The following is a 24,286-nucleotide window of genomic DNA, read 5'->3' on the forward strand; positions in this document are numbered from 1 at the left end:
CGGGGCCGCGCCGGCGTCGGGCGCGGCCCGGCGTCCCGAGCCGCAGGCGAGCCCGTGCCTTGGCCCGGCGTCCGGAGACGCGCCCGAGCCTGTGCCTTGGCCCGGCGTCCCGAGCCGCACCCGAGCCCGTGCCTTGGCCCGGCGTCCGGAGGCGCGCCCGAGCCCGGTGCCGCGGCCTGGCGGCCCGAGCCGCGCCAGCCCACGTGCCTTGGCCCGGCAACCCGTGCCTTGGCCCGGCGACCCGGGCCGCGCCCGCCCCCGTGTCGCAACCCGGCGACCCGGCCGCGCCCGCCCCCGTGCCGCAACCCGGCCCCTCCTACCGTGCCACCCGCAACGCCCCCGCCAGCGCCGCCGCCGGGTCCTGCTCCGGAGGGCCCGCCGGGGTCCAGCGGTCGTCTTCCCTGCGGTACGGCCACCAGTGACCGTCCTGGCCGAGGCGGAGTTGGGTGTCCGTGCCGACCACCGTCCAGTGGGTGGGGGCGGTCGGGTGGAGGGTGGGGCGGTCGTCCTCCTCCCAGGACTCCGCCAGCCGGGCCTCCGCGCGGCGGAGGGTCTCGGGAGTCGGTGTCCAGTCCTCCTCCAGGACCGCCAGAGCGGGCGGACCGCCCAGGTGCCAGGCCCGTACGGCGAGCTCGAGCCCGGCACGGGTGCGCCCGGAACCCTCGGCGAGGCGGGTCGCGATCCACGGGGCGGGCGCCCCGGCGGCGAGCCGTGCCGCGTCCTGAGCGACCGTCAGCGGCGCCTCGCCCGGGGCGACGGCGCCCGACAGGAGCCGGTGGGCCCGGGCGGCGGCGTCCGCGGCGAGGAACTCCAGGGCCGTCGGGTCGATCCCCGGCTCCGGATCCGTCTCCGTGTCGAGCGACGGCGGCTCGCCCGGGGCCGCGGCCGGGACCGGCGGGGCGGGCAGCGGCGGCAGGATGTCCCGTGCGGCGAAGGCCTCCGCGGCCGACACGCCCGAGCCGGTCCCGGCGGCGGTGCCGGGGCGCGGCACGCCGTGGACCTCCTGGACGCCCGACGCGCCCACCCCACCCGCCGCGCGCCCCGCGCTGCGCTCCTGCAGGGCCTCGACGACCGCCCGCTCCCCGCGCCCCCGCATCAGCAGCAGCACGAACGGGTCCTCGTCCAGGAGCCGCGCCACCTGGTAGCACAGGGCCGCCGTATGGGGGCAGTGGTCCCAGGCCTCGCAGCCGCACTCCGGCTCCAGATCGCCGATGCCCGGAAGGAGTTCCAGCCCGGCCGCCGCCGCGTCCTCCACGAGGTGCGGCGGCATCTCCCGGTCGAGGAGGGCCGCGATGTGGCCGGCGCTGTCGACCGCGAGGTCCACCAGCCGGTCCCATTCCTCCTCGGACAGCTCCTGCAGCAGTACGTCGCTGCGGTGGGCCGTGCCGTCCCGGTCCCGGACCACGGCGGTGATCCGGCCCGGCCGTACCGACACCGCGCCGACCGCCCCGGCCCGCGCGTGTCGCCGGCCGGCCTTCAGCTGCTGGGCGTCGAGCGCCGTGTCCTCGAGCGCCTTGAGCCACGCCCGGCCCCACCAGGTCCGCGCGAAGGCCCCGCCGCCCACCGGCGGCAGCGCCGCGAAGGTCCGCTCGTCGGCGGCCCCGTCCGCGGAGTCCTGCGCCGTGGCACCGTTCCCGTACCCGCTCATCGTCCGTCCTCCCCGCGCAGTCGCACCAGCTCGGCCAGCTCGGCGTCGGTCAGTTCCGTGAGGGCGGCCTCGCCGGTGCCCAGCACCGAGTCGGCAAGCGCCCGCTTGCGTTCCAGCATGTCCGCGATCCGGTCCTCGATCGTGCCCTCGGCGACGAGCCGGTGGACCTGCACCGGCTGCGTCTGCCCGATCCGGTACGCCCGGTCGGTGGCCTGCGCCTCGACGGCCGGGTTCCACCAGCGGTCGTAGTGGACGACGTGCCCCGCCCGGGTGAGGTTGAGCCCGGTGCCGGCCGCCTTCAACGAGAGCAGGAAGACGGGCACCTCGCCGTCCTGGAAGCGGGCGACCATGGCCTCCCGCTCGGTCACCGGCGTGCCGCCGTGCAGGAACTGGGTCGGCACGCCCCGGGCCGCCAGATGCTCCTCCAACAGGCGGGCCATGCCCACGTACTGCGTGAAGACGAGGACGCTCGCCTCCTCCGCGAGGATCGTGTCGAGGAGCTCGTCGAGCAGCTCCAGCTTGCCCGAGCGGCCGGCGATCCGCGGTCGCTCCTCCTTCAGGTACTGCGCCGGGTGGTTGCAGATCTGCTTCAGCCCGGTGAGCAGTTTGACCACCAGACCGCGCCGCTCCATCCCGTCGGCCTCGGCGATGGCGGTGAGCGTCTCGCGCACCACCGCCTCGTACAGGCCCGCCTGCTCCTTCGTGAGCGCGACGGCGTGGTCGGTCTCGGTCTTCGGCGGCAGTTCGGGCGCGATGCCCGGATCCGACTTGCGCCGCCGGAGCAGGAACGGCCGGACGAGCGCGGCGAGTCGCGCCGCCGCGCCCGGATCGCCGCCGCCCTCGACGGCGGAGGCGTACCGCGTTCGGAACGCGCCGAGCCCGCCCAGCAGACCCGGGGTCGTCCAGTCGAGGATCGCCCACAGCTCAGACAGGTTGTTCTCGACGGGCGTTCCCGAGAGCGCCACCCGCGCCTTCGAGCCGATCGTGCGCAGCGCACGCGCCGTCGCCGAGTACGGGTTCTTCACGTGCTGGGCCTCGTCGGCGACGACCAGTCCCCACGGCACCTCGGCCAGCCGGGCGGCGTCCAGCCGCATCGTGCCGTACGTGGTGAGGACGAAGCCGCTGTCGGCGAGCGGGTCGTCCCCGCCCCCGCCGGCGGCGAGACCGTCCAGCGTGCGTGACCCGCCGTGGAAGCGCCGGACCGGTGTGCCGGGCGCGAACCTCTCGATCTCGCGCTGCCAGTTGCCCATCAGCGAGGTGGGGCAGACCACGAGGGTGGGCCCGGCCGTCGTGGGGTCGCCCTGCCGGTGGAGGTGGAGCGCGATCAGCGTGATCGTCTTGCCCAGGCCCATGTCGTCGGCGAGACAGCCGCCGAGTCCGAGCGAGGTCATGCGGTGCAGCCAGCCGAGGCCGCGCAGCTGGTAGTCGCGCAGGGTCGCGGCCAGCGCGGCGGGCTGGGCGATCTCCCGCTCGCCCCCCTCGGGGTCGGCGAGTCGCGCCCGCAGCCGCTCCAGCCAGCCGGTCGCCTGGACCTCGACGGGGCGGCCGTCGACCTCGGTGGTGCCGGTGAGGACGGCGCCGAGCGCGTCGACCGGGTGGAGGGCGCGGTCCCTCCGCTCCCGGGCGCGGCGCAGGTCCTCCGGGTCGACCAGCACCCACTGGTCGCGCAGGCGGACGAGCGGGCGCCCGGCCTCGGCGAGCCGGTCGAGTTCGGCCCGCGTGAGTTCCTCGTCGCCGATCGCGAAACGCCAGTTGAAGGCGAGCAGGGCGTCGGCGGACAGGAAGGAGGGCAGGGCGTCACGCCGGTCGCCCGAGCCCGAGCCCGAGTCGGAAGCCGAGGCGGGGTCGGCGTCCGAGCCGGAACCGGAGGCGAAAGCGGAGGCGAGAACGGAACCGGAACCGGAACCGGACCTGGAACCGACCCCGGAAACGCCTTCGTCGAGCGGCCCGATCACCGCGCGGGCGGTGAGCCGGTGGGCGAGCTCGCGCGGCCAGTGCACACGGACGCCGCTCGCGGCGAGCGCACGGGCCGCCGGACCGAGGAGTTCCGCGACCTCCTCGTCCGCCAGGTCGACGGCGTCGGGCACGGCGGCCCTGAGCAGCGGGGACAGCGGTGGCCACGCCCGCGCCGCCCGGCGCAGCGCGAGCAGCGCGTCCATCCGGGCCCGCGCGCCGAAGGCGGCCCCGGCCGGCGTCGTACCCGCCCAGACCTCGGCCGCGTCGGCGACCAGGGCCGGGTCGGCCAGGTCGTGCATCTGGAGGACGGCGCGGAAGGAAGGGGCGGACGCGTCGGCGTCGTGGGGATCGACGGCCCCTCCTCGGCCGCCGCCCTCCGTGTCGCCGGAGGTCCCACCGGACACCAGCTCCAGGCGCAGCGACAGCCGCACCCCCGCGTCGTGTCCGGCCGCCACGTCCGCCGCCCAGGCCCGCTGGTGCGGGAGGGCCTGCGGCTCGTGGTGCTCGTCGGCGGCGAAGGCGGGCCCGCCCGCCGCCAGCGGGGCGGCCGGAGTGCGGGGCAGGGTGTCGGCGACGGCGTCGGCGAACGCCCGTAGCAGGCCCTCGGGTTCGGGCAGCAGCGGGCCGCCGTCCTCCGCCGTCCCGGACAGCGGTACGGCATGGGCCGACGGCGGCATGGAGGCGGCGAGGTCCCGCAGCGCGGACAGGTCGTCCGGGCCGAGCGGCCCGGCCCGCCAGGCGTCGAGATCGCTCGCGGTGACGCCGGGCAGGAGCAGGCCGCGGGCGACGAGGTCGAGCGAGAACAGCGAGGCCGCGCCCCAGAAGGCCGCCGAGGGCGAGGCGTTCTCGTCGAACCGGGCACGGGCGAGGACCGGCAGCGCCTCCCGTACCGAGAGCAGGAGCGCGGGCACGGTGGTGACCCGGACGTCGTCGCCGACGACCGTCAGAGGGGCGAGGGCTTCGCCCTCGGCGGGCGGGGTGACGGGCGAGGCGTCGAGGGCGGCGACAGGGGAGGTGGAGGACCCGCCCTCATGAGACCCGTCGGAGGACCAGAAGGCGATCAGGCCCGCGCGGGGCGGATCGGCGGGCAGGAAGAGGGCGGAACAGCGGGCGAGTTCATCGGGGCGGGGGAGCGAGGGCGAGGACGAGGGCGACTGCGACGGAGACTGCGACAACGCATTCCTCAAATTTGACTACTGGGCCGAGCGGCCGAGAGTACCTGAAGACATCCCGTCACGCGCACAGGGCGGAGGTGATCCACGTCACGTGCCTCCGCAGGGGGCCGGCGAGGGGTAGGGGAGACCCCACCCTCACCCCCGGGGCGCCCCCCGAGCGGGTCGGGGTGGTGCCGCCATGGTCCCGGGTGATCTCCGATCCGTACGTTTCAGGAAGCCGGCGCGGCCCGAGCGACGGCCTCTTCCACGGACACCTCCAAGGACCCGGAGACCGCCATGCCCCAGGCCACCGCGACTCGCACCGACACGCCCACCGTGACGCTCCCCGCGCCTCCTGCCCCGGCCGACCCGAGCGGGCATCCGAGCAGGCATCCGAGCGGACATCCGAGCGGGCATCCGACCGGACGCCCGGGCGGGCACGCGCGCCCCACCGGCCCTCAAGGCAGGGGCAAAGCAAGCGAGTTCGCTCCCCTCCTGCGCCTGATCAAGGAACAGGGACTCCTCGAACGGCGCCCCGGCTGGTACGCCCGCGGCATCGTCGCCAACCTCCTCGGCCTCGCCGCCGTGTTCACCGCCCTCGCGCTCATCGGCCCGTCCTGGTGGGCCCTGCCGCTCGCGCTCCCGCTCGCCCTGTTCTCCGCCCGCGTCGCCTTCGTGGGCCACGACGCCGGCCACGCCCAGATCACCGGCCACCGCGGGCTCGGCCGGATCATCCAGCTCGTGCACGCCAACCTGCTCCTGGGCATGAGCCGTGAGTGGTGGAACGACAAGCACAACCGCCACCACGCCAACCCCAACCACCTCGACAAGGACCCGGACGTCGCCGCCGACGTCCTCGTCTTCGCCGCCCACCAGACCACCGACCGCACCGGACTGCGCCGTTGGCTGACCCGCCACCAGGCCTGGCTCTTCTTCCCGCTCACCACCCTGGAGGGCATCGCACTCAAGGTGTACGGAGTCCAGGCCCTGATCTCCTCGACCGGCCCCTACCGCACCCGTCGCGAACGCCTCGTCGAGGGCGCCCTGCTCCTCACCCACATCGCCGGCTACGCGGCCCTGCTCCTGACCCTGCTGACGCCGCTCCAGGCCCTCGTCTTCGCGCTGCTCCACCAGATGCTGCTCGGCGTCCACCTGGGCATGGCCTTCGCACCCAACCACAAGGGCATGGAGACGCCCGACGCCCACCCGGACGGCGACTCCTGGGGCCACCTGCGGCGCCAGGTCCTGACCTCCCGCAACATCCGCGGCGGGGCCCTCACCGACTGGTTCCTCGGCGGACTCAACTACCAGGTCGAGCACCACCTCTTCCCCAGCATGCCCCGTCCCCACCTCCGCCTCGCCCAGCCCGCGGTACGCGCGCACTGCCAGGCGCTCGGCATCCCGTACACCGAGACCGGTTTCGTCGACTCCTACCGTCAGGCGCTCGGCCACCTGCACGAGGTGGGGGCCCCGCTGCGCGCCGAGGGCGTCGCGTAGGGTCGAGGCGCACGGGGCCTCGCGGAGAGGTCACCGCGGGAGAAGAGGAGCTCCACCTCATGAGTGCAGGCACGACCGCAGGCACCGTCACCACGGTCAGCAGCAACGGCGTCTACTCGTTCACCAAGCCCAACCGGGAGAGCATCACGCTCCTGGCCGGCCTGGGCGTGGAGGGCGACGTGCACGCGGGAGTCACCGTCAAGCACCGTTCCCGGGTGGCCAAGGACCCGACCGTGCCCAATCTGCGCCAGGTCCACCTGATCCACGCGGAGCTCTTCGACGACGTGGCCGGCGCTGGCTTCGAGGTCGCCCCCGGCGACCTCGGCGAGAACGTCACCACCCGCGGCATCGACCTGCTCGGCCTGCCGACCGGCACCCTGCTGCACCTCGGCGCCGAGGCCGTCGTGGAGGTCACCGGCCTGCGCAACCCCTGCGCCCAGATCGACAACTACCGGCACGGACTGCTGAAGCAGGTCCTCGGCCGCGACGAGAACGGGCAGGTCGTCCGCAAGGCGGGGATCATGTCCGTCGTGCTGACCGGCGGGGAGGTGCGGCCCGGCGACCCGATCCGGGTCGAGCTGCCGGCGGAGCCGCACCGCCCCCTGGAGATGGTCTGACGCCCACCTCGCCTTCCCTGCCGGAAACCCGGGCGCTCCGACCGCGCCTCAGCGCAACGCGCAGGAATTGACCACGTCACCGCCCGCGGGCCGCGCGATCAGCCGGTCCTCGGGCGGCCTGACGTCCGCCTCCACCCACCGCGTCAGGGCGGTGAACGCCGAGCGGTAGCAGGGCAGGATCGGCCGCAGCCGGTCCGGGTAGGTGTCGTACAGACCGTCGGTGTGCGTCCCGTCCTGCACGGTGTAGTAGCGGTGCAGCGCACCCCGCCCGCGGGCGTCGATCATCCGCGCGTACACGTCCGAGTCGGTCGCGATCGGCAGCAGCGTGTCCAGATCGCCGTGCAGGGTGATCAGCGGCTTCCCGATCCGGCCGGTGAGCGCGACCTTCGCCACCGCCTTCCGCACGGAGGCCGGGCGCGTCGCGTAGTCGTACGAGGCGTCCGAGGCGCACGGCGCGAGGATCTGCTCGACCGTCGCGCCGGCGGTGGTGCCGGGGCAGGCGGGGTCGTACGAGGGGTCGAACTCGGCCCGGAAGATCTTCTGCGTCAACCCCCAGTAGGCCTTGTCGTGGTACGGCCACAGGAAACGCGAGCCGGGCGCGAAGCCGGCCCGGATCAGGTCCTCGTCGCCGGCCGTCCCGAAATGGCGGGCGACGGTGACCGGCAGGCCGGTGAGCAGGTTGGGGCCGCGCGTGGTCCACAGGACGCCCTCCCAGTCCACGCCGCCGTCGTACAGCTCGGGCCGGTTCTCCAGCTGCCAGCGGGTCAGATAGCCGGCGTTGGAGATGCCCGTCATGTACGTGCGCCGGGGGCCCGAGCCGTACCGCTGCCGCACGGCCTTCTTGGCGGCCTTCGTCAGCTCGGTCACCCGGCGGTTCCACTCCGCCACGGCGTCGCCGGGCGCCCGCCCGTCCGTGAAGAAGTCGGGCCCGGTGTTGCCCTTGTCCGTGGCCGCGTACGCGAAGCCCTGCGCGAGCACCTGGTCGGAGATCAGGGTGTCCGTGGAGTACTGGCGGCGCGTGCCCGGCGCGCCCGTCACGACCAGGCCGCCGTTCCAGTGGTCGGGCAGCCGGATCACGAACTGGGCGTCGTGGGCCCAGCCGTGGGTGCCGTTGAGCCGGGAGTCGTCCGGGAAATAGCCGTCGACCTGGACGCCCGGCACCCCTGAGGGGTTGACCGTGCCCTTCGCCGAGAGCCCCGCCTGGTCGGCCATGTCCGTGTACGGGGTGCCGGCCAGCCCCGCCGTGGTCAGATCGGCCAGACAGGCGGTCTCCTGGTGCTCCGCGCCCGGTACGTCGAGCCGGTGCTGCCGGGCGCAGTGGCCGGGCTCGCGCGCCCCGGCGGGCGCGGCGGGGCCGAGGACGGTGAGCCCCGTCAGGAATACGGCGAGCAGGGGAACGCCTCGGGACAGGCGCATGGCGGGCCTCCGATGGGACGACGGTACGGACGCGGGGTGCGCGCCGAGAGGCGCGCCGCCACATCCTGCGGGCGTCCCGATCAGCGGACCATGGGCCCGCGCCACACCTCCGACGCCCTCGTCGTGTGGGACGCGCTCAGCTGGGACGGACCGCCATCGCGTCCAGCGCCTCCAGGAGCGCCGGCAGCTTCGGACCGCGGGTCACCGGGAGGACCTCGTGCGGCTCCTCGTCCAGGAGCACGAAGGCCATGTCGTCGGTGCGCGCGACGAGCGACCAGCCGGGGCCGTCGGCCCGCAGCATCCGCGCCTCGCCCCCGGCGAAGCTCGATCGCACCCGCCCCACGGGCGGCGCCTCCTCCAGATACCCGCTCAGCTCGTGGAGCGCCCGGCGAACGCCGGTGTAGGGGACCGGTGCGGGTGCGGGTGCGGAGGCAGAGGCGGGGCCGCCGGGGCTTTCCGTTCCCGGGCCGCCCGAGCCCGCGGAGGGGACGCTCTCCGCGGCCGGCCCCTCAGGGGCCACGGCCTCCGAGCCCGCGCCGTCCGGGGTCCCGCCGTCCTCCGGCTCGTCCATCCGGGACCGCCACGCGGACCACTGGAGCGCCACCATGTCCGCGCCCAGGCGCCGCTGGGCCGGTCCCCACCGCTCGCCGTCGGGCGGCGACAGCGGGGCCGGATCGCCCTCCTCCGGCTCGGGGTCGTGGGGCGCCGGCAGGCCGGGCGCGGCCGTGGCGACGGCGAGCGGCCAGCCGGGCAGCGCGGCCACGACCGACCGCTCGTCGGGGGACAGGTCGTACTCCATCCCGCAGTCCCAGGAGGCGATCGCCACCGCGACCAGCGACACGTCGTCGACGACGACCGTCCACCGCGCGCCCTGGCCGTCCTGGCCGAGCACCAGCCCGTACCCCTCCGCATACGGCTCGAGGTGCAGGGCCGCGCACGCCGCCGGGTAGTCGTCGCCGAGCACGGTCGGGAACTGTGCGGGCGTGAGCAGCGCGGCCGTCAGCACGTACAGCGCGTCGTCGTCACCGTCGCCGTGTCCCGCGCCGGTCGCGGCGGGTTCCGGTTCACCCACGTCAGCCTCCCCATCTGGTCGTCGGCGCACCCTAACCAGTGAGTAACCCGCCCGTCGAGAGCTGTCACGGGAACATCCCGACGCGCGGGACGGCGGTGGGGGCGCGGGCCGGCGCTGCGGGCCGGCGGCCCGGCCGGTGCAGCAGGTGGCGGCGCGGACGGTGGGGCGGACCGTGGGGCGGCCGGTCGGGCGGGCGCCGGGGAGATCGTCGGAGTGGCGGAACCGTCACTCCGTACGGCGTACGGCCAGCGCGAGGAAGCGGTCGTCCTCGTCGGTGTAGGCGGTCAGCTCCCAGCCCGAACCGGCCAGGAGGGGCCGGAGATTGGGCTCGGCCCGCAGGTCGTCGTCGGTGAGCCGCCGTCCGTGGCGCGCGGCGAGCGCGGCGCGTCCGATCGGGTGGAAGAGGGCGAGCCGCCCGCCCGGCCGTGTCACGCGGGCCAGCTCCCGCAGACCGCGGGCCGGGTCCGCGAGGTGCGAGACGAGCCCCGCGCCGAAGACCGCGTCGAGCGCCCCGTCCCGCAGTGGCAGCCGGGCGACGTCCGCGAGCAGCAGCGCGCCGGACCGGTCGCGTCCGGCCTTCGCCGCCTCGGCCAGCATCTCGGGGGTCAGGTCCGCGCCGATCACCGTGCCGCGCGGACCCACCGCGGCGCGCAGCGGCGGCAGCGCCCGGCCGGTGCCGCAGCCCGCGTCGAGCACGGCGGCGCCGGGCCGCAGGCCGAGCTCGGCCACGGCGGCCGCGTAGGCGGGGCCGTCGTCCGGGAACCGGGAGTCCCAGCGCGCGGCGCGGGCGCCGAAGAACTCCCGTACCTGTGTGGGGTCATCGCTCATGTGTCCCATGATCCCTCAGGCGCGCGTCACCCACAGGCGTGAGTCACCGGGATCGGGCTCCTCGGAAATCCCTCGGGCGTGTGAACGTTCTGTGCGCTCGTTCGAGCCCGCCGCGATCGTTCGGGAAATCTCTCTGTCATATTCCATCAGCTTTCGAAATGCGCCCCCGGTGCGCCCCCCGGGGCCCACTAGCGTCCCGGAGCCATGGGACACCTGGACCACGCCAGCTACGGCTGGCTGACACCCGTGCTGTCGTACGCGATGGCCTGCATCGGCGCCGCCCTCGGACTGCGCTGCACCGTACGCGCCCTCGACGCGACCGGACGGTCACGGCGCAACTGGCTGCTCACCGCCGCCTCCGCCATCGGCACCGGCATCTGGACGATGCACTTCGTCGCGATGCTCGGTTTCGGCGTGACCGGCACCGACATCCGCTACGACGTGCCCCTCACCCTCCTCAGCCTCCTCGTCGCCATGGGGGTGGTGGGCGTCGGCGTGTTCGCCGTCGGACACGGCCGCGACCGGGTCCGGTCGCTCCTGATCGGCGGCCTGACGACGGGGGTCGGCGTGGCGAGCATGCACTACATGGGCATGGCGGCGCTGCGACTGCACGGGCAGGTGCGCTACGACCCCGCGCTCGTCGCCCTCTCCGTCGTCATCGCGGTCGTCGCCGCGACGGCTGCCCTCTGGGCGGCCCTCAACATCCACGCGCCGGCGGCCGTCGCCCTCGCCTCCCTCGTCATGGGCGCGGCGGTCAGCAGCATGCACTACACGGGCATGTTCGCCGTACGGGTCGAGGTCGCGCCCTCCGCGGCCGAGCTTCCCGGGGCGACGGTCATGCAGTTCATCTTCCCGCTCGCCGTCGGCCTCGGCTCGTACCTCTTCATCACCTCCGCGTTCGTCGCCCTCTCGCCCACGGCGAGCGAGCGCGCCGCCTACGCCTCGGCCGGGCGCCTGACGGAGCCCGACGAGCGGGCGGTGGACGTCGCACCGCCCGGCTTCCGGCCGGACGAGACGCCACCCCGCCCGCGGGAGACCGCCGCCACGTCCGCTGCCTTCGCCCATCCGGCGGGACCGGTCCATGGCGCTTCGGACGCGTGAGGGGGCCGGGGAGGTGTGGGGGTCGGCTCCGGCGGGCCGGGGAGGTGTGGGGGTGCCCCTCTCGCCCTCCCCGTCCGCCCGGTGCCCCGCCCACCACCCGCCGTCTCCCGTCCGTCCCGCCGCGACTCGCAGGTCGCCCCGTCCGATCGGCCGTCTCAGCCGGTCCCTGCCGTCTTAGCCGCCCCCTGCCCTCCGTTGCCGGTCCCTGCCGGCCCGCCGGTACGGAGCCGGGCTCGCCGACCGTCGTCGCGTACCACCCCGCCGTAAGCCCCAGCACCAGCGGACCCCGCCCGCTCTGACCGGGTCCGTGAACGAAGGAACGAGGAGGCCATGCGAACTCCCCGCAGGACCCCGGAGGCCGAGGCCTCCGCGCAGCCGCCCACGGCGGCCCGCGGGCGCCGGGCGCACGCCGGGCGGCCCGCCGACGAAACGGCACCGCACGAACGGCCTGCCGAGTCCGCGCCGGGCGTGCCCACGTCGGGCGTGCCCACATCGGGCGAGGGGGCTGGCGGCCGACCGGCCGCGGGCCGCCCGGGCCCCGAGGGGCTCCCTCCTGAGCCGCCGTCCGCCCGCCGTGACGCTGGTCATGAACCGGTGACGCGTCTCGGGGGCCGGAGCCGAGGCCTGGGCCTGCGCCCCCGTACCGTCCGGGCCAAGATCGTCTCGTTGCTCATGGTCCCGGTCGTGTCCCTGCTCGCCCTGTGGGGCTTCGCCACGGTCACCACGGCCCAGGACATCGCCCGGCTCCGGCTGCTGCAGTCCGTGGACACCGACGTCCGGCAGCCCGTCGTCCTCGCGATCGTCGCTCTCCAGGACGAACGCCGTGCCGCCGTGCGCCAGGCGGCCGCTCCCGGCAGCGGGCGCGCCGCCGAGCTCAAGGACCGGGTGCGGACGACGGACGCCGCCGTCGCCCGGCTGAGGCTCGACGAGCGGCACACCGTCGGCGACAGCGGCAACCTCCCCGTCGACGTGTCGACGCGGGTCGCCGACTTCGCCGGCAAGGCCGAGGGCCTGGGCCGGCTGCGCACCGCGGCCGTGGAGGGCCGCGCCGACGGAGACCAGATCTACGACGCGTACACCGCCGCCATCTCCGCCGGCTTCGCCGTCGGCGGCGCCCTCTCCGGCATCGAGGACACCGGCTCCGGCGCCGAGGCCCGCGTCCTGCTCGAACTGGCCCGCGCGGGGGAGATGCTCGCCCGCGAGGACGCGCTGCTCGGGGCCGCGCACCTCACCGGACAGCTGAACGCCGAACACCTCCGGGAGTTCGGCGGCGCCGTCGAGGCCCGGCGGACCCTGGTCGAGTCCGCCACCGCGGACCTGCCCGCGCCCCAGCGGGCCGCATGGCACGACGTGACCGCCCAGCCCGCCTACCGGCAGCTGGAGAACGCCGAGGAGCGGGTGCGTGCCGCCGAGCCGGGACGGCGCGCCGCCCAAGCCGCCCCCTCCGGCGAGTGGGACGCCGCCCACACCACCGTGAGCGAGGGCATCACCGGCGTCGCGAAGGCCGCCCGCGCCAATGCCGCCAACCGGTACGACCCCTTCGGCGGGGGCGCGTTCAGCGCGGGCGGCGCCGCCGTCGTCCTCGGACTCGCGGCCGTCGCCGCCTCCCTCGTGATCTCGGTCCGCATCGGCCGCGGCCTGGTCGTCGAGCTCGTCAGCCTCCGCAACGGCGCTCTGGAGATCGCCCGCCGCAAACTTCCCGCCGCCATGCGCCGGCTGCGGGCCGGCGAGGAGATCGACGTACAGGCCGAGGCCCCGCCCGGACCCGCTCCGGAGGACGAGATCGGTCAGGTCGGCGAGGCGCTGACGACCGTCCACCGGGCCGCGCTCTCGGCCGCCGTTGAACGCGCCGAACTCGCCAGCGGCATCTCCGGCGTCTTCGTCAACCTCGCCCGCCGCAGTCAGGTCCTGGTGCACCGGCAGCTGAACCTGCTCGACAGCATGGAGCGGCGCGCCGACGACCCGAACGAACTCGGCGACCTCTTCCGGCTCGACCACCTCACGACCCGCATGCGCCGGCACGCCGAGAGCCTCATCATCCTCTCGGGCGCCGCCCCCGGCCGCGCCTGGCGCATGCCTGTCCCGCTCACCAACGTCGTCCGGGCCGCCGTTTCCGAAATCGAGGACTACGCGCGCGTGGAGCTGCGCCCGCTCCCCGATGCCGCCGTCGTCGGCGGCGCCGTCGCCGACCTCACCCACCTCCTCGCCGAACTCATCGAGAACGCCGCCCAGTTCTCCCCGCCGCACACCAAGGTGCGCGTCAGCGGCGAACCCGTCGGCAACGGCTACGCCCTGGAGATCGAGGACCGCGGCCTCGGCATGGGCAAGGAAAGCCTCGCCGAGGCCAACGCCCGCATCGCCCAGTCCGAGGCGCTCGACCTGTTCGACAGCGACCGGCTCGGCCTGTTCGTCGTCAGCCGCCTCTCCTCGCGGCACGACGTCAAGGTGCACCTGCGCACCTCGCCCTACGGCGGCACCACCGCCGTCGTGCTGCTCCCCACCGACCTGCTGCAGGGCGCCCTCCCGCCCGGCCGGACCGCCGCACACGCCTCCGCTGCTGCTTCCGCCCCGGCCCACGCCGACCCCGCGGGGCGGACCACCGCGCCTGTACGCGTACCCGTACCCGGGGGAGCATCCGTGCCCGGCCCACGCCCTGCACCGGTTTCCGCAGGAGCATCCGCATCCGCGACCGCGGCGGGCGAACCCGGCCCCGGCGCTCCGCGACCGCCCCGCGTCCCCGCCCTCGCGGCGCCCTCGGAGCCGGACCGCCCTCCGGCCGCCGTCACCGACCTGCGCCGGCGCGCCACGCGCACGCTGCCCCCGGCCTCCCCGACCCTGCCTACGGCGCCCCCTGGCGCACCCTCCACGGGGCCGGCCGTGCCCCCCGCAGCCGGCGTACCAGCCGGATCCACCAGATCTGCCGGTCCTGCCGAATCCACCGGACGTACGGGACCTGCGGGACCCACGGGGCCTGCGGGATCTCCCGTAACCGCCGGATATTCCACGGGACCTGGTGCGCCCGGGGAGGGCGCAGGCGCTGAACTGCCGCGGCGGATACGGCAGGCCAGCCTCGTGCCGCAACTGCGTGAGGCGCCCGAGCCCGGCCCGTACGCCACTCCGGCCGTCCCCGACGGCGCGACCGGACGTACCCCGGAGCAGGTCAGGGACCGGATGTCCGCCTACCGCGAGGGCTGGCGGCGAGGCGGAGGACCGGCTCCGGGCACCCCGCTCCCGGGCAGCCCGCTCCCCGGCGACGCACGTGCCGGCAGCGGCGCCCAGGGAGCTCAGCCCGGTCCCCGGCGCCCCCTCGGCACCGGTTACGGCCACACAGCACCCCGCGACCCCGGCAGTGAAGGAGACGACGAATGATCGACCACGAGAGGATTTCCCACCACCGCTCCGGCGAACTCGACTGGCTGCTCGACGACCTCGTCATGCGCGTCCGCGAGGTGCGCCACACGGTGGTGCTGTCCAGCGACGGGCTCGCCGTCGGCGCCTCCAGCGGGCTCAGCCGCGAGGACGCCGAGCACCTGGCGGCCATCGCCTCCGGCTTCCACAGCCTCGCCAAGGGCGCGGGACGCCAGTTCCACACCGGCGGCGTGCGGCAGACCATGGTCGAGATGGACGACGGCTTCCTCTTCGTCGCCGCCGCCGGGGACGGCTCCTGCCTCGCCGTCCTCAGCGGGGTCAACGCCGACATCGGCCTCATCGCCTACGAGATGGCCCGCCTGGTGAAGCGGGTCGGCGAGCACCTGCACACCCCGCCGCGGCTCACGGTGACCCCGCCGGCCGCCGGCTGACCGGAGAGACCCATGAACGAGGACAGCCCCGGCGACGGCCAGGCCCTGCCGGGCAGTCGGTGGTACGACGCCGACGCCGGACCGCTGGTCCGGCCGTACGCGATGACCGGCGGCCGTACCAAGCCAGGACCGAGCAACGTACGGTTCGACCTCATCGCGCTCGTCGTCGTCGACGACCACCCGCCGGGCTCGGCCGAGGAGTCGCTCCTCGGTCCCGAACACCGGTCCCTGCTCACCCTGTGCCGCGCCGAGACCCAGTCGGTCGCCGAGCTCGCCGCCGACGCCGACCTGCCCGTCGGCGTCGTGCGGGTCCTCCTGGGCGACCTCCTCGAAGCCGGCTTCGTGAAGGTCAGCAGACCCGTGCCCCCCGCACAACTCCCGGACGAACGGATCCTGAGGGAAGTAATCGATGGCCTACGAGCGCTCTGAGAGCACCCCGGCGGGCGGCGTGGACACCACGGCGCTCGCACTGAAGATCCTTGTCGCCGGCGGATTCGGAGTCGGCAAGACCACCCTCGTCGGCGCCGTCAGCGAGATCCGGCCCCTGCGCACCGAGGAACAGCTCAGCCGCGCCGGGCAGTCCGTTGACGACACGGGCGGCGTCGACCAGAAGACCACCACGACCGTGGCCATGGACTTCGGCCGCATCACCATCCGCTCCGGCCTCTCCCTCTACCTCTTCGGGACGCCGGGGCAGGACCGCTTCTGGTTTCTGTGGGACGAGCTCTCCCAGGGCGCTCTGGGAGCCGTCGTGCTCGCCGACACCCGGCGCCTGGAGGACTGCTTCCCCGCGGTCGACTACTTCGAGCACCGCCGGATCCCGTTCGTCGTCGCCGTCAACTGCTTCGCGGGCTCCCGTACTTACGGCGCTCACGACGTCTCGCGAGCCCTGGACCTGGACCGTGGCACTCCGGTGGTGCTGTGCGACGCGCGGGACCGCGACTCGGGCAAGGAGGTCCTCATCCGGCTGGTCGAGTACGCGGGCCGGGTGCACACCGCGCGACTTCTGGACTCGGTCGGCTGAGTGCCTGGGCCGCGCGGACGAGGACCTCGGTGAGGACCTCCGTGAGCAGGTGGCGGCGCGCGGGGACGGCGACGGGTGCTTGCCCTGTCCACGACAGTGCGTAAGGCTGATCCGAAGCATGACCACACAGGGGGAGGACCACTTATGGCGCTGGACCGCGGACTCGACTGGCTCCTGGACGACCTGACCCGCCGGGTCGACTCGATACAGCATGCGCTGGTGTTGTCGAACGACGGCCTGGTGACGGGTGCGAGCAGCGGCCTGGAGCGGGAGGACGCCGAGCACCTGGCCGCGGTCTGCTCCGGTCTGCACAGCCTGGCCCGCGGCTCGGGCCGGCACTTCAACGCCGGCCGCGCGCGGCAGACGATGGTCGAGTTCGACGAGGCCCTGCTGTTCGTCACGGCGGCGGGCGAGGGCAGCTGCCTGTCCGTCCTGAGCGCTGCGGAGGCCGATGTCGGTCAGGTCGCCTACGAGATGACGCTGCTGGTGAACCGGGTCGGCGAGCACCTGGGCGTGGCGGCGCGACAGCCCGGCGGGAAGGGCGGAGCGGACGACGCCTGAGGTTGTCCACAGGCGGTTGTCCACAGGGTAGGCGGACGGTCGTCACTGTGCGTTACGGTCATCACCGAAAGTGTTCGAAGTGAACGCGACACGGGGGAGACCGACGCATGACCATGCAAGCGACACCGCAGAAGATGTGGCGGGCGGCGACGGCGACGACGAACCGAACGGCGTCCCGGGCGACGTCCCGAACGACGTCCCGAACGACGTCCCGAACGACGTCCCGAACGACGTCCCGAACGACGTCCCGGACGTCGATCCGGCCGGCAGGGACGGCGACGTCGAAGTCGAAGTCGAAGTCGACCGAAAGTGCGGCCGAGCGCGCCGTCAGGCTGGACAAGGACGGCGCGTCGACGCTGACGCCCGGGCGGGCCGCCCGGGAACTGGCCCTGAAACGTGAGGAGTTCCAACTCGCCGTCCAACTGGGCTTCGTCCGTACGGTGCCGGGCGCGATGCCCGGCACCGCGGAGGGCGCGGCGGATCCGACCCGGCGCCGCGTGGCCCGGAGTGAGATCGAACGGCTCACAAAGGCCCCGGACTTCCCCGAGGGGCTGCGCGAACGGGTCCGGTCCGTCGGGACGAGCGAGGGTGCCCAGCTGCTCTCCATCAGCAAGGAGCGGTTCGCCCGGCTGGCCAGGACCGGGCACTTCAGCCCCGTGCGGTTCTACGTCAACCGCTACCGGGCCGTCGTGTGGCTCTACCCGGCCGCCGAGCTGGGGGAGTTCGCCCTCACCCACCCGGGACTGCTCACCGGTCGGCTGCCCCTGGACGTGCGCATCAGAGCCGACGGGGGCGAGGACTGGCGGCCCCGGAACTGGCGGGCCCGGCGGCTCGGGATGCTGCTTCGGGCGAGCGGCGACCCGTGGGTCCGCACGGCGGCCATCGCCTCGCTGCTGGACCCGGTCCAGTTGGCCGAGGTGGTCGACGACCCCTTCGAGCGCGCCTATCTGGACCGGTTCCGCCCCGCGCCGCCCAGCTGGCGACCCACCACTCCGGCGGCCCGGGAGATCGCCGACCGTCTGCTCCTCGCGGACGACCCGGACGAGATCCTCTGGCACCGCATGAGTCTCGCCCTCGCCCTGGACGAGGCCCGCGCCGACCGGCAGGCGCCGTGGCCGGGAGCGCCGCCGCCCGGCGGCCATCCCCTGGCCCCACCGGGGAGCATCCTCGCGGCCCTCGGCGTGCCCATGCCCGCGACGGCGCCCCTGGGCCTCCCTGCCACCGCTCCCGCGACCCTGCCGTCCCCGGCACCGGCGGTACGGCCGCAGACGGCGCTCCCGGGCGGTGACGCGGCCGGGCCGGTCCCGGGCCCGGCGCCGACCGGTCCGGCGTCCTCCGGCCCGGCGTCCTCCGGCCCGGCGTCCTCCGGCCCGGCGTCCTCCGGCCCGGCGCCGGCCGGGCTGGCGGGCGGTCCGATGTCGCCCGGCGAGGCGTCGCTCGGACCGGCGTCGCCCGGACCGGCGTCGCTCGGCACTGCGTCGGCCGGCCCCGCGCGTCCGCCCGGGGGCATCCGGCCGCCGGGGCGGCGGACTCGGCGGAGTCTGCTGGACCGGCTGCGCGGGCGGAAGGAGGTCAGGTCCCGGCCGGGCGGGTGAGGGGCGGGCCGGGGGGTGCGCGGGCCGGGGTGCGGGGTGCGGTGCGCACGGGCAGGATGGGCGCATGCTCCTTGCCCGAGTCGCCGAGGTGTCGGGGCAGGTCGCCGCCACGTCGGCGCGGTCGCGGAAGATCGGACTGCTCGCCGAACTGTTCGCGGAGGCCGAGCCCGACGAGAGTCCGCTGGTCATCGCCTATCTCTCCGGGCGGCTGCCGCAAGGGCGGATCGGGGTGGGCTGGAGCGTGCTCAAGACCGTCCTGCCGCCGGCCGTGCCGCCCGCGGAGGAGCCGGAGCTGACGCTGGCCGCCACCGACACCCTCATGACCGAGCTGGCCGCGGTCGCGGGGGCCGGGGCGCAGGCCAGACGGGCCGGGCTCGTGCACGAGCTGCTGGCCGCGGCGACCCTGCCGGAACAGGAGTTCCTGCTGCGCCTTCTCTCCGGTGACGTCCGGCAGGGTGCCCTGGACGCCGTCGCGCTGGAGGGCGTCGCCAAGGCGGCGGGAGTCGGGCCCGAGGAGCTGCGGCGGGCCGTCATGCTCGAGGGCTCGCTGCCGCGGGTGGCCCGGGCCGTGCTTGCCGAGGGGCCGGCCGCTCTCGGCGCGTTCACTCTTCGGGTGGGCAGCCCCGTGCAGCCGATGCTCGCGCACACGGCGGGCGGGGTCGCGGAGGCGGTCGCGGCTCTCGGGCCCTGCGCGGTCGAGGAGAAGCTGGACGGGATCCGGATCCAGGTCCACCGGCGAGGCGACGAGGTGCGGGTCTACACCCGTTCCCTGGACGACATCACCGACCGGCTTCCCGAGGTGGTCGCGACCGCTCGGGAGACGCGCGGGGACGAGTTCGTCCTGGACGGGGAGGTGATCGCCGTCGACCCGGGGACGGGCCGGCCGCTGCCCTTCCAGGACATCGCGTCCCGGGTCGGCTCGCGGCTCGACGTGGCCGGCGCGGCCGCCGCCGTGCCGCTGTCCCCGGTGTTCTTCGACGTGCTCGCGGCGGACGGCGAGATCCTCGTGGACCGGCCCGGGCGGGAACGGAACGAGGTGCTGGCCCGGCTGCTGCCCGAGCCGCTGCGGGTGCGCCGGGCCGTCGTCGCCGAGCCCGGTGAGTCCGCGGAGGTCGAGGCGGCCGAGCGGTTCTTCCGGGACACTCTCGCCCGGGGCCACGAGGGCGTGCTGGTGAAGGCGCTCGACGCGCCGTACGTCGCCGGGCGGCGGGGGCGCACCTGGCTGAAGGTGAAGCCGGTCCACACTCTCGACCTCGTGGTGCTCGCGGCGGAATGGGGGCACGGGCGGCGCACCGGGCTGCTGTCCAACCTGCATCTGGGCGCCCGCGCGGCGGACGGCACGTTCGCCATGCTGGGCAAGACGTTCAAGGGGCTCACGGACGAGATGCTGCGGTGGCAGACCGAGCGGCTCGGTCGACTCGCCGTGTCGGACGACGGCTTCACCGTGCGCGTACGGCCGGAGCTCGTCGTCGAGATCGCCTACGACGGGCTGCAGCGTTCGACCCGTTACCCGGCCGGGGTGACGCTGCGGTTCGCCCGGGTCGTACGGCACCGCACCGACAAGTCCGCCGCGGAGGCGGACACGGTGGAGACGGTCCTCGCCTCCCACTGAGGCGGCGGACGTGGCTTCGCCGCCCCCGGCCGGCGGGGTCCTTACTTGCGGTCCTGGGCCGTGTAGCGGTGGCGTACCCAGAGCGGCAGGACGAACCAGCAGAGGAGGTACCAGAAGACGAGTCCGGCCACCAGCCAGGGGACGAACGTCGCCCCGGTGGCCACACGCAGGATGAGCAGCAGGGCGCAGGCCAGGGTGGCGAGGAGGAGGACCAGGCCCACGAAGGTGAGCCGGGAGGCCCAGGTCACGGCCTGGGGCTTGATCCGCCGGCCCGCGACGATCCGGTGGAAGGGGACGGGGCCGATCAGCGCCCCGGTCGCGGCGGCGCCGAGGGAGACCGTGATGATGTAGATGGTGCGGTCGGTGTCCGACAGTTGGGGAAAGCGTGTGGTGAAGACGACCGTCAGGAGGAAGCCGAACAGGATCTGCACGCCCGTCTGGGCGACCCGGATCTCCTGCATCAGCTCGTTCCAGCGTCGGTCCGCGCGTTCCTCGGGCGTCTCGTGGCGGCCCCGGTAGAGCTGGTCGTCGTCCTGCCGCGAGGGCTCCGGGTTGCTCGGTTCTCCTCCGGTCACGCCGCCTCCCGTGTCGTCGTCCTCCCACCCTGACTCCCACCTTGCCACGAACCTCGCGGGACACCGCCCCGAGAGGGATGCTGGAATCGGCACACGAGGAGATGAGCGACGTGTACGACTTGCACATCGACACCGATGTCACCGTGCAGCTGAGCGACTGCTGCCGGGAGGACGCCCAGGCCGTCTTCGAGGTCCTCGACCACACGTACCAGATCGAGGACATGACGGCGCCGGGCCCGGAGGCGGCCACCACGCCCGCCACCACCGTCTGGACGGCCACCTTCGACACGGCCGGCGGCCGGCACGAGGAGACCCCGCCTGCGCCGCTCACCGGCATGGTCGGTGCGCTGCTCACCGGTGGATACCACGCGGTCGACGAGGTCGAGAAGGTGCTGGCCCGCGCCTTCGAGATCCAGTCCCTGCAATCCGTCTCCGGTGATCAGGAGACCGAGGCGCGCCTCCTCCTCGCGTCCCGCTGACGGGCGTCTCGCGACCCCCCGGGCGGAGCGGACGGGCGCCGCCCGGGGCCGTCATGCCCTGCGGCGGCCTGCCCGCTCTCCGTGTCCGGACCCCCTCGCCTTCCCCCGTATACATCGTGTGTATAGTCCTTGGCGAGCCGTCCGTCCCCGTCATGACCAGGCGTGGGACCCGGCTGTCGAAGAAACGATTCCGGGGAAAGCGAGACGCACATGTTCCGAACCAAGCAGGGCCGGCGTCGGGGACCGGCCCTCGCCCTCGTCGCGGCGGCGTCGCTGATGTACGCGCTCACCGGCTGCTCGGCCGAGCGGGTCACCCCCGGCGAGGCGCGCGCCGAGGCGGGTACGGACAGCGGGAACCGTAAGGGCGGCGGGGGTGCGAGCGCGGCCGATGCCGTCGACTGCGCCGCGGTGAAGTGCATCGCCCTGACCTTCGACGCGGGGCCGGGCAAGGACACCCCCCGCCTCCTCGACACGCTGAAGGAGAAGCGGGTGCGGGCGACCTTCTTCCTCCTCGGCAGCAAGCACGTGGACCGTTACCCCGAGGTCGTCAAGCGCATAGCGGCCGAGGGGCACGAGGTCGCCAACCACACCTGGAGCCACCGCATCCTCACCGACCTCGACGCCGCCGAGGTCCGCGACGAGCTCTCCCGGACCCAGGACGCGATCGAGCGGATCACCGGACGCAAGCCGACCCTCATGCGCCCCCCGCAGGGGCGCACCGACGACACCGTCAGCGACGTGAGCCGCGAGCTCGGCCTCGCCCAGGTGCTCTGGAGCATCACCGCCAAGGACTACTCCACCGTCGACTCCGCCCTCATCCGCGAGCGCGTCCTCGGCCAGGCCCACCGCGACGGCATCATCCTGCTCCACGACATATACGACGGGACCGTCCCGGCCGTGCCCGGGATCATCAACGAGCTCAAGCGACAGGGCTACACCTTCGTGACCGTCCCGCAGCTGCTCGCCCCGGGGAAGGCCGAGCCCGGCGTGATCTACCGCCCCGAGAAGGACGACTGAGCCGAGCAAACAGGGTGAGGTGACTCACATCCGACACAGGGGACAGGGCGGAACAATGGGGGATGGTTTACCGTTCATCTGTATGTGACGGTGAAGGGGTCCGGTCCCCAGGTCCCCCCAGAGGTGACCGCCCTTCCTGACGTCACGGCAATCGGCCCCGGTTGGAATCCCCCGTCCAACCGGGGCTTTGTCGTCTCCACGGTTCCCCCGGCCGGTGGAATCGCGAGCCCCTCGGACGCCCTGTCGGCGGCGCACGCTCCGGCGCGTTCGACCCCTTCGGGTGAGTCGACCGGGTCCTCCGCATGGCCCGCCGGGCACCGGGCATTGATCGCCACGAAACGGACGGCGATCATCCCGCCGGCCCCGCCGCTCAGGCCCGCCACCAGGGGGAACCATGCGCCACGCCACCCGCCGCGCGATCGTCACGGCCGGCGCCGCGCTCGTCCTCGCCGGCTGCGCCACGGTACGCCCCGGACCCGCGACGCCGCCCGCCGCCGCGCCCACCGACCGGCACCGGCAGGACCAGCTCCTGAAAGCGGCCGAACATCACCTGGTGGTCAGGTGCCTCAGGGCGCAGGGACTCACCCTGAGCCCGGGCACCCAGGCCCGCGCCCCCGCCGAGGACACCCGCCTCCAGACGGCCCTGTTCGGCACGGACCCCCGCGAGCTCTCCCTCACCCTCGCCACCGGCCTCACCGTCACCGCCAACAGCGACGGCTGCGTCGCCACCGCCCGCGCGCAGCTGTACGGAGATCCGACCCGCTGGTTCCGCGCCCAGGTCACGGTCGACAACCTGCGCGCCGAGGCCCAGGCCCGGATGAAGCACGACCCCGCGCACCGGGCCGCCCTCGGGCGCTGGACCCGCTGCGCCGCACCCGTCGGCGGGTCACGGGCCGGCCGGCCCGACCCGGCCGTCGCCGAACGCTGCACCCGCGAGAGTGGCCTCGCCGACGTACGGGCCCGGCTCGAACCGGCCGAGCTGGCCACCGTACGCGGCCTCCATCGCGACCAGGTCGCCACATACGAGCAGCTGCGCGCCCGCGCACTGCGGCGGGCAGCCGAGCTGTCCGTACCCCCCACCGAAACGAAAGGCAACGACGCTTCATGAAGCGACTCCTCGGCCCCACGACCGCCGCTCTCCTCGCCCTCGCGGGCGGACTGGCCCTGACCGTGCCCGCCGCGGCCGCCGACTGCCCCTCCGGGGAGTTCTGCGTCTGGCAGGACGTGAACTTCGGCGGCCAGCGCGCCAACTGGAGCGGTGACGACGGCTGGTGGGAGAGCTGGATCGCCGACACCGACTCGTCCTGGGCCAACCACGGCATCTCCGGCCCGGGGATCAAGGACTACGTCAAGGTCTACGAGTCCGCCTGGCAGGGCGGCTCCATGACGATCTGTCTCGCCCCCGGCCAGGAGGTCGGTTACAACGGCGCCGCCAACGACCGCGGTGACTCCCACATCTGGGCCACCGGCTGTTGACCCCGCCCCACCACGGGGTGCGGCCGCCTGTCTCCCGCACCGCCGGTGGGGGAGACGGGCGGCTCACCGCGTGCGGGCCGGCGGGCGGCCCGCCCCCGGGTGGCGCAGAGCGGAGGAGAGGAGCAGGCCGGCGCCGCGGACGCTACTGGTGGCCGGGTCGTTGGCGAGGCGGAGGCGAACGCCCAGGCGGAGGGCGAGACGGCTGGTCAGATCCAGGCGGAGGGCGCCGCCGCCGGTGACCAGGACGCCACGGCGCAGGGCGCCCCGGACGGCGCCCGTAGGGTCGGACCGCCACAGATCCATGACCATGTCCGCCGTCGTGTGGACGAGGGCGAGCGGTGAGCCGCCCTCCTCCGGGAGGTCGTCCAGACCGACCTCGGCCAGGCGGGCGTCCTGGACCGAGCCGTCGACGAGGAGCGTGACCTCGGTGAGCCCCGCTCCGAGGTCGACCACGAGCAGCGGACCGCCGCCCGGCGGGCCCGCGTAGGCGGCGGCGGCGCGGGCGCTGTCCACCGAGACGACGCGGGTGGGACCGAGCGCCCGGACCATCCGGCGGGCCGCCTCACGATGCTCGAGGTCGGCCAGGACCGGGTGGCAGAGCATGACCACCGTGTCGCGCGCGGAGTCGCCGAAGGCGGCCGCCGCCACCTTGCGCAGCAGGTGCTGGTGCGGCGTGTCGTCCGTGACCCGACCGCGCCGGACCGGGCCGCTCGGCACGTCCGCGAGCACGCCCGCGCCCGGGGCCCACACCCGGGTGCGCGAGCTGCCGATGTCCAGGGCGAACCCGCGGACCGTGCCCGCCGGTCCCGGCAGCGCCTGGTGCGCCGTACCCATCTGCCTACTCCTGCCGCTGATCGT

General features: G+C 74.7%; 22 protein-coding genes. 14 read left to right on the forward strand and 8 right to left on the reverse strand.

The window, feature by feature from the left end; all coding sequences use genetic code 11:
* Positions 1–316 precede the first annotated feature (316 nt).
* The gene (locus ACIGXE_RS07175) at positions 317–1,648 is read right to left on the reverse strand and encodes an SWF or SNF family helicase (RefSeq protein ID WP_399744365.1); all 1,332 of its coding nucleotides are present in this window, start codon (positions 1,646–1,648) and stop codon (positions 317–319) included.
* On the reverse strand, positions 1,645–4,779 hold the full coding sequence (locus tag ACIGXE_RS07180; protein ID WP_399744366.1) for a DEAD/DEAH box helicase: 3,135 nt from the start codon (positions 4,777–4,779) through the stop codon (positions 1,645–1,647). Before ACIGXE_RS07180 ends, ACIGXE_RS07175 begins: the two co-directional genes overlap by 4 nt.
* 276 nt (positions 4,780–5,055) lie before the next feature.
* On the opposite strand from ACIGXE_RS07180, the gene ACIGXE_RS07185 reads away from it, so the two are divergent.
* Positions 5,056–6,255: a fatty acid desaturase family protein gene (locus ACIGXE_RS07185; RefSeq protein ID WP_399744368.1), complete on the forward strand. Its 1,200-nt coding sequence runs from the start codon at positions 5,056–5,058 to the stop codon at positions 6,253–6,255.
* A gap of 59 nt (positions 6,256–6,314) precedes the next feature.
* Positions 6,315–6,872 carry an MOSC domain-containing protein gene (locus ACIGXE_RS07190; RefSeq protein WP_399744370.1) on the forward strand — a complete coding sequence of 186 codons (558 nt, stop codon included), beginning with the start codon at positions 6,315–6,317 and terminating at the stop codon, positions 6,870–6,872.
* Between the two features lie 48 nt (positions 6,873–6,920).
* Here the strand turns inward: ACIGXE_RS07190 and ACIGXE_RS07195 are convergent, their stop codons facing one another.
* The 3 genes from ACIGXE_RS07195 to ACIGXE_RS07205 form a co-directional block, all read right to left on the reverse strand.
* A complete protein-coding gene (locus ACIGXE_RS07195; protein WP_399744372.1) occupies positions 6,921–8,288 on the reverse strand; it encodes a tannase/feruloyl esterase family alpha/beta hydrolase in 1,368 nt (455 codons plus the stop codon).
* Between the two features lie 136 nt (positions 8,289–8,424).
* Complete coding sequence (locus ACIGXE_RS07200; RefSeq protein WP_399744374.1) at positions 8,425–9,360, reverse strand: hypothetical protein; 936 nt, start codon at positions 9,358–9,360, stop codon at positions 8,425–8,427.
* Between the two features lie 225 nt (positions 9,361–9,585).
* A complete protein-coding gene (locus ACIGXE_RS07205; protein WP_399744375.1) occupies positions 9,586–10,188 on the reverse strand; it encodes a class I SAM-dependent methyltransferase in 603 nt (200 codons plus the stop codon).
* Positions 10,189–10,392: 204 nt separating this feature from the next.
* Between ACIGXE_RS07205 and ACIGXE_RS07210 the strand changes: the two genes are divergently transcribed.
* From ACIGXE_RS07210 to ACIGXE_RS07235, 6 genes are all read left to right on the forward strand, one after another.
* Positions 10,393–11,289, forward strand: a complete 897-nt coding sequence (locus tag ACIGXE_RS07210) for an MHYT domain-containing protein (RefSeq protein ID WP_399744376.1) — start codon at positions 10,393–10,395, stop codon at positions 11,287–11,289.
* 330 nt (positions 11,290–11,619) lie between these two features.
* Positions 11,620–14,658, forward strand: coding sequence for a nitrate- and nitrite sensing domain-containing protein (locus ACIGXE_RS07215; RefSeq protein WP_399744378.1), 3,039 nt, complete (start codon positions 11,620–11,622; stop codon positions 14,656–14,658).
* Positions 14,655–15,089: a roadblock/LC7 domain-containing protein gene (locus tag ACIGXE_RS07220; protein WP_399744380.1), complete on the forward strand. Its 435-nt coding sequence runs from the start codon at positions 14,655–14,657 to the stop codon at positions 15,087–15,089. The genes ACIGXE_RS07215 and ACIGXE_RS07220 overlap by 4 nt, the downstream gene beginning before the upstream one ends.
* Positions 15,090–15,101: 12 nt before the next feature.
* Positions 15,102–15,518, forward strand: coding sequence for a DUF742 domain-containing protein (locus tag ACIGXE_RS07225; protein ID WP_399744381.1), 417 nt, complete (start codon positions 15,102–15,104; stop codon positions 15,516–15,518).
* Entirely contained in the window at positions 15,499–16,113 is a 615-nt protein-coding gene (locus ACIGXE_RS07230; RefSeq protein ID WP_399744382.1) for a GTP-binding protein, read from the forward strand. Before ACIGXE_RS07225 ends, ACIGXE_RS07230 begins: the two co-directional genes overlap by 20 nt.
* Positions 16,114–16,257: 144 nt before the next feature.
* The gene (locus ACIGXE_RS07235; RefSeq protein ID WP_399744383.1) at positions 16,258–16,674 is read left to right on the forward strand and encodes a roadblock/LC7 domain-containing protein; all 417 of its coding nucleotides are present in this window, start codon (positions 16,258–16,260) and stop codon (positions 16,672–16,674) included.
* A gap of 61 nt (positions 16,675–16,735) precedes the next feature.
* On the opposite strand, the gene ACIGXE_RS07240 is transcribed toward ACIGXE_RS07235, so the two are convergent.
* A complete protein-coding gene (locus tag ACIGXE_RS07240) occupies positions 16,736–17,014 on the reverse strand; it encodes a hypothetical protein (protein WP_399745194.1) in 279 nt (92 codons plus the stop codon).
* Positions 17,015–17,063: 49 nt separating this feature from the next.
* Here ACIGXE_RS07240 and ACIGXE_RS07245 point away from each other — a divergent pair, with 49 nt between their 5' ends.
* Both ACIGXE_RS07245 and ACIGXE_RS07250 read left to right on the forward strand, forming a co-directional pair.
* A complete protein-coding gene (locus ACIGXE_RS07245) occupies positions 17,064–18,269 on the forward strand; it encodes a DUF6397 family protein (protein ID WP_399745150.1) in 1,206 nt (401 codons plus the stop codon).
* A 64-nt stretch (positions 18,270–18,333) separates the two neighbouring features.
* Entirely contained in the window at positions 18,334–19,881 is a 1,548-nt protein-coding gene (locus tag ACIGXE_RS07250) for an ATP-dependent DNA ligase (RefSeq protein ID WP_399744385.1), read from the forward strand.
* A 41-nt stretch (positions 19,882–19,922) separates the two neighbouring features.
* Here the strand turns inward: ACIGXE_RS07250 and ACIGXE_RS07255 are convergent, their stop codons facing one another.
* Positions 19,923–20,456 carry a DUF6328 family protein gene (locus ACIGXE_RS07255; protein WP_399744387.1) on the reverse strand — a complete coding sequence of 178 codons (534 nt, stop codon included), beginning with the start codon at positions 20,454–20,456 and terminating at the stop codon, positions 19,923–19,925.
* A gap of 101 nt (positions 20,457–20,557) precedes the next feature.
* Here ACIGXE_RS07255 and ACIGXE_RS07260 point away from each other — a divergent pair, with 101 nt between their 5' ends.
* The 4 genes from ACIGXE_RS07260 to ACIGXE_RS07275 all read left to right on the forward strand — a co-directional run bounded on the left by ACIGXE_RS07260 (position 20,558) and on the right by ACIGXE_RS07275 (position 23,428).
* Positions 20,558–20,935: a hypothetical protein gene (locus ACIGXE_RS07260; RefSeq protein WP_399744389.1), complete on the forward strand. Its 378-nt coding sequence runs from the start codon at positions 20,558–20,560 to the stop codon at positions 20,933–20,935.
* 210 nt (positions 20,936–21,145) lie between these two features.
* The gene (locus tag ACIGXE_RS07265) at positions 21,146–21,952 is read left to right on the forward strand and encodes a polysaccharide deacetylase family protein (RefSeq protein WP_399744390.1); all 807 of its coding nucleotides are present in this window, start codon (positions 21,146–21,148) and stop codon (positions 21,950–21,952) included.
* Positions 21,953–22,346: 394 nt separating this feature from the next.
* The gene (locus ACIGXE_RS07270) at positions 22,347–23,060 is read left to right on the forward strand and encodes a hypothetical protein (RefSeq protein WP_399744392.1); all 714 of its coding nucleotides are present in this window, start codon (positions 22,347–22,349) and stop codon (positions 23,058–23,060) included.
* Positions 23,057–23,428 carry a peptidase inhibitor family I36 protein gene (locus ACIGXE_RS07275; RefSeq protein ID WP_399744394.1) on the forward strand — a complete coding sequence of 124 codons (372 nt, stop codon included), beginning with the start codon at positions 23,057–23,059 and terminating at the stop codon, positions 23,426–23,428. Before ACIGXE_RS07270 ends, ACIGXE_RS07275 begins: the two co-directional genes overlap by 4 nt.
* A 63-nt stretch (positions 23,429–23,491) precedes the next feature.
* Here the strand turns inward: ACIGXE_RS07275 and ACIGXE_RS07280 are convergent, their stop codons facing one another.
* Entirely contained in the window at positions 23,492–24,262 is a 771-nt protein-coding gene (locus ACIGXE_RS07280; protein WP_399744396.1) for a rod shape-determining protein, read from the reverse strand.
* Between the last annotated feature and the right edge of the window lie 24 nt (positions 24,263–24,286).

The organism is Streptomyces sp. NPDC053431 (assembly GCF_044544925.1).
In the GTDB taxonomy this organism is placed as follows: Bacteria; Actinomycetota; Actinomycetes; order Streptomycetales; family Streptomycetaceae; genus Streptomyces.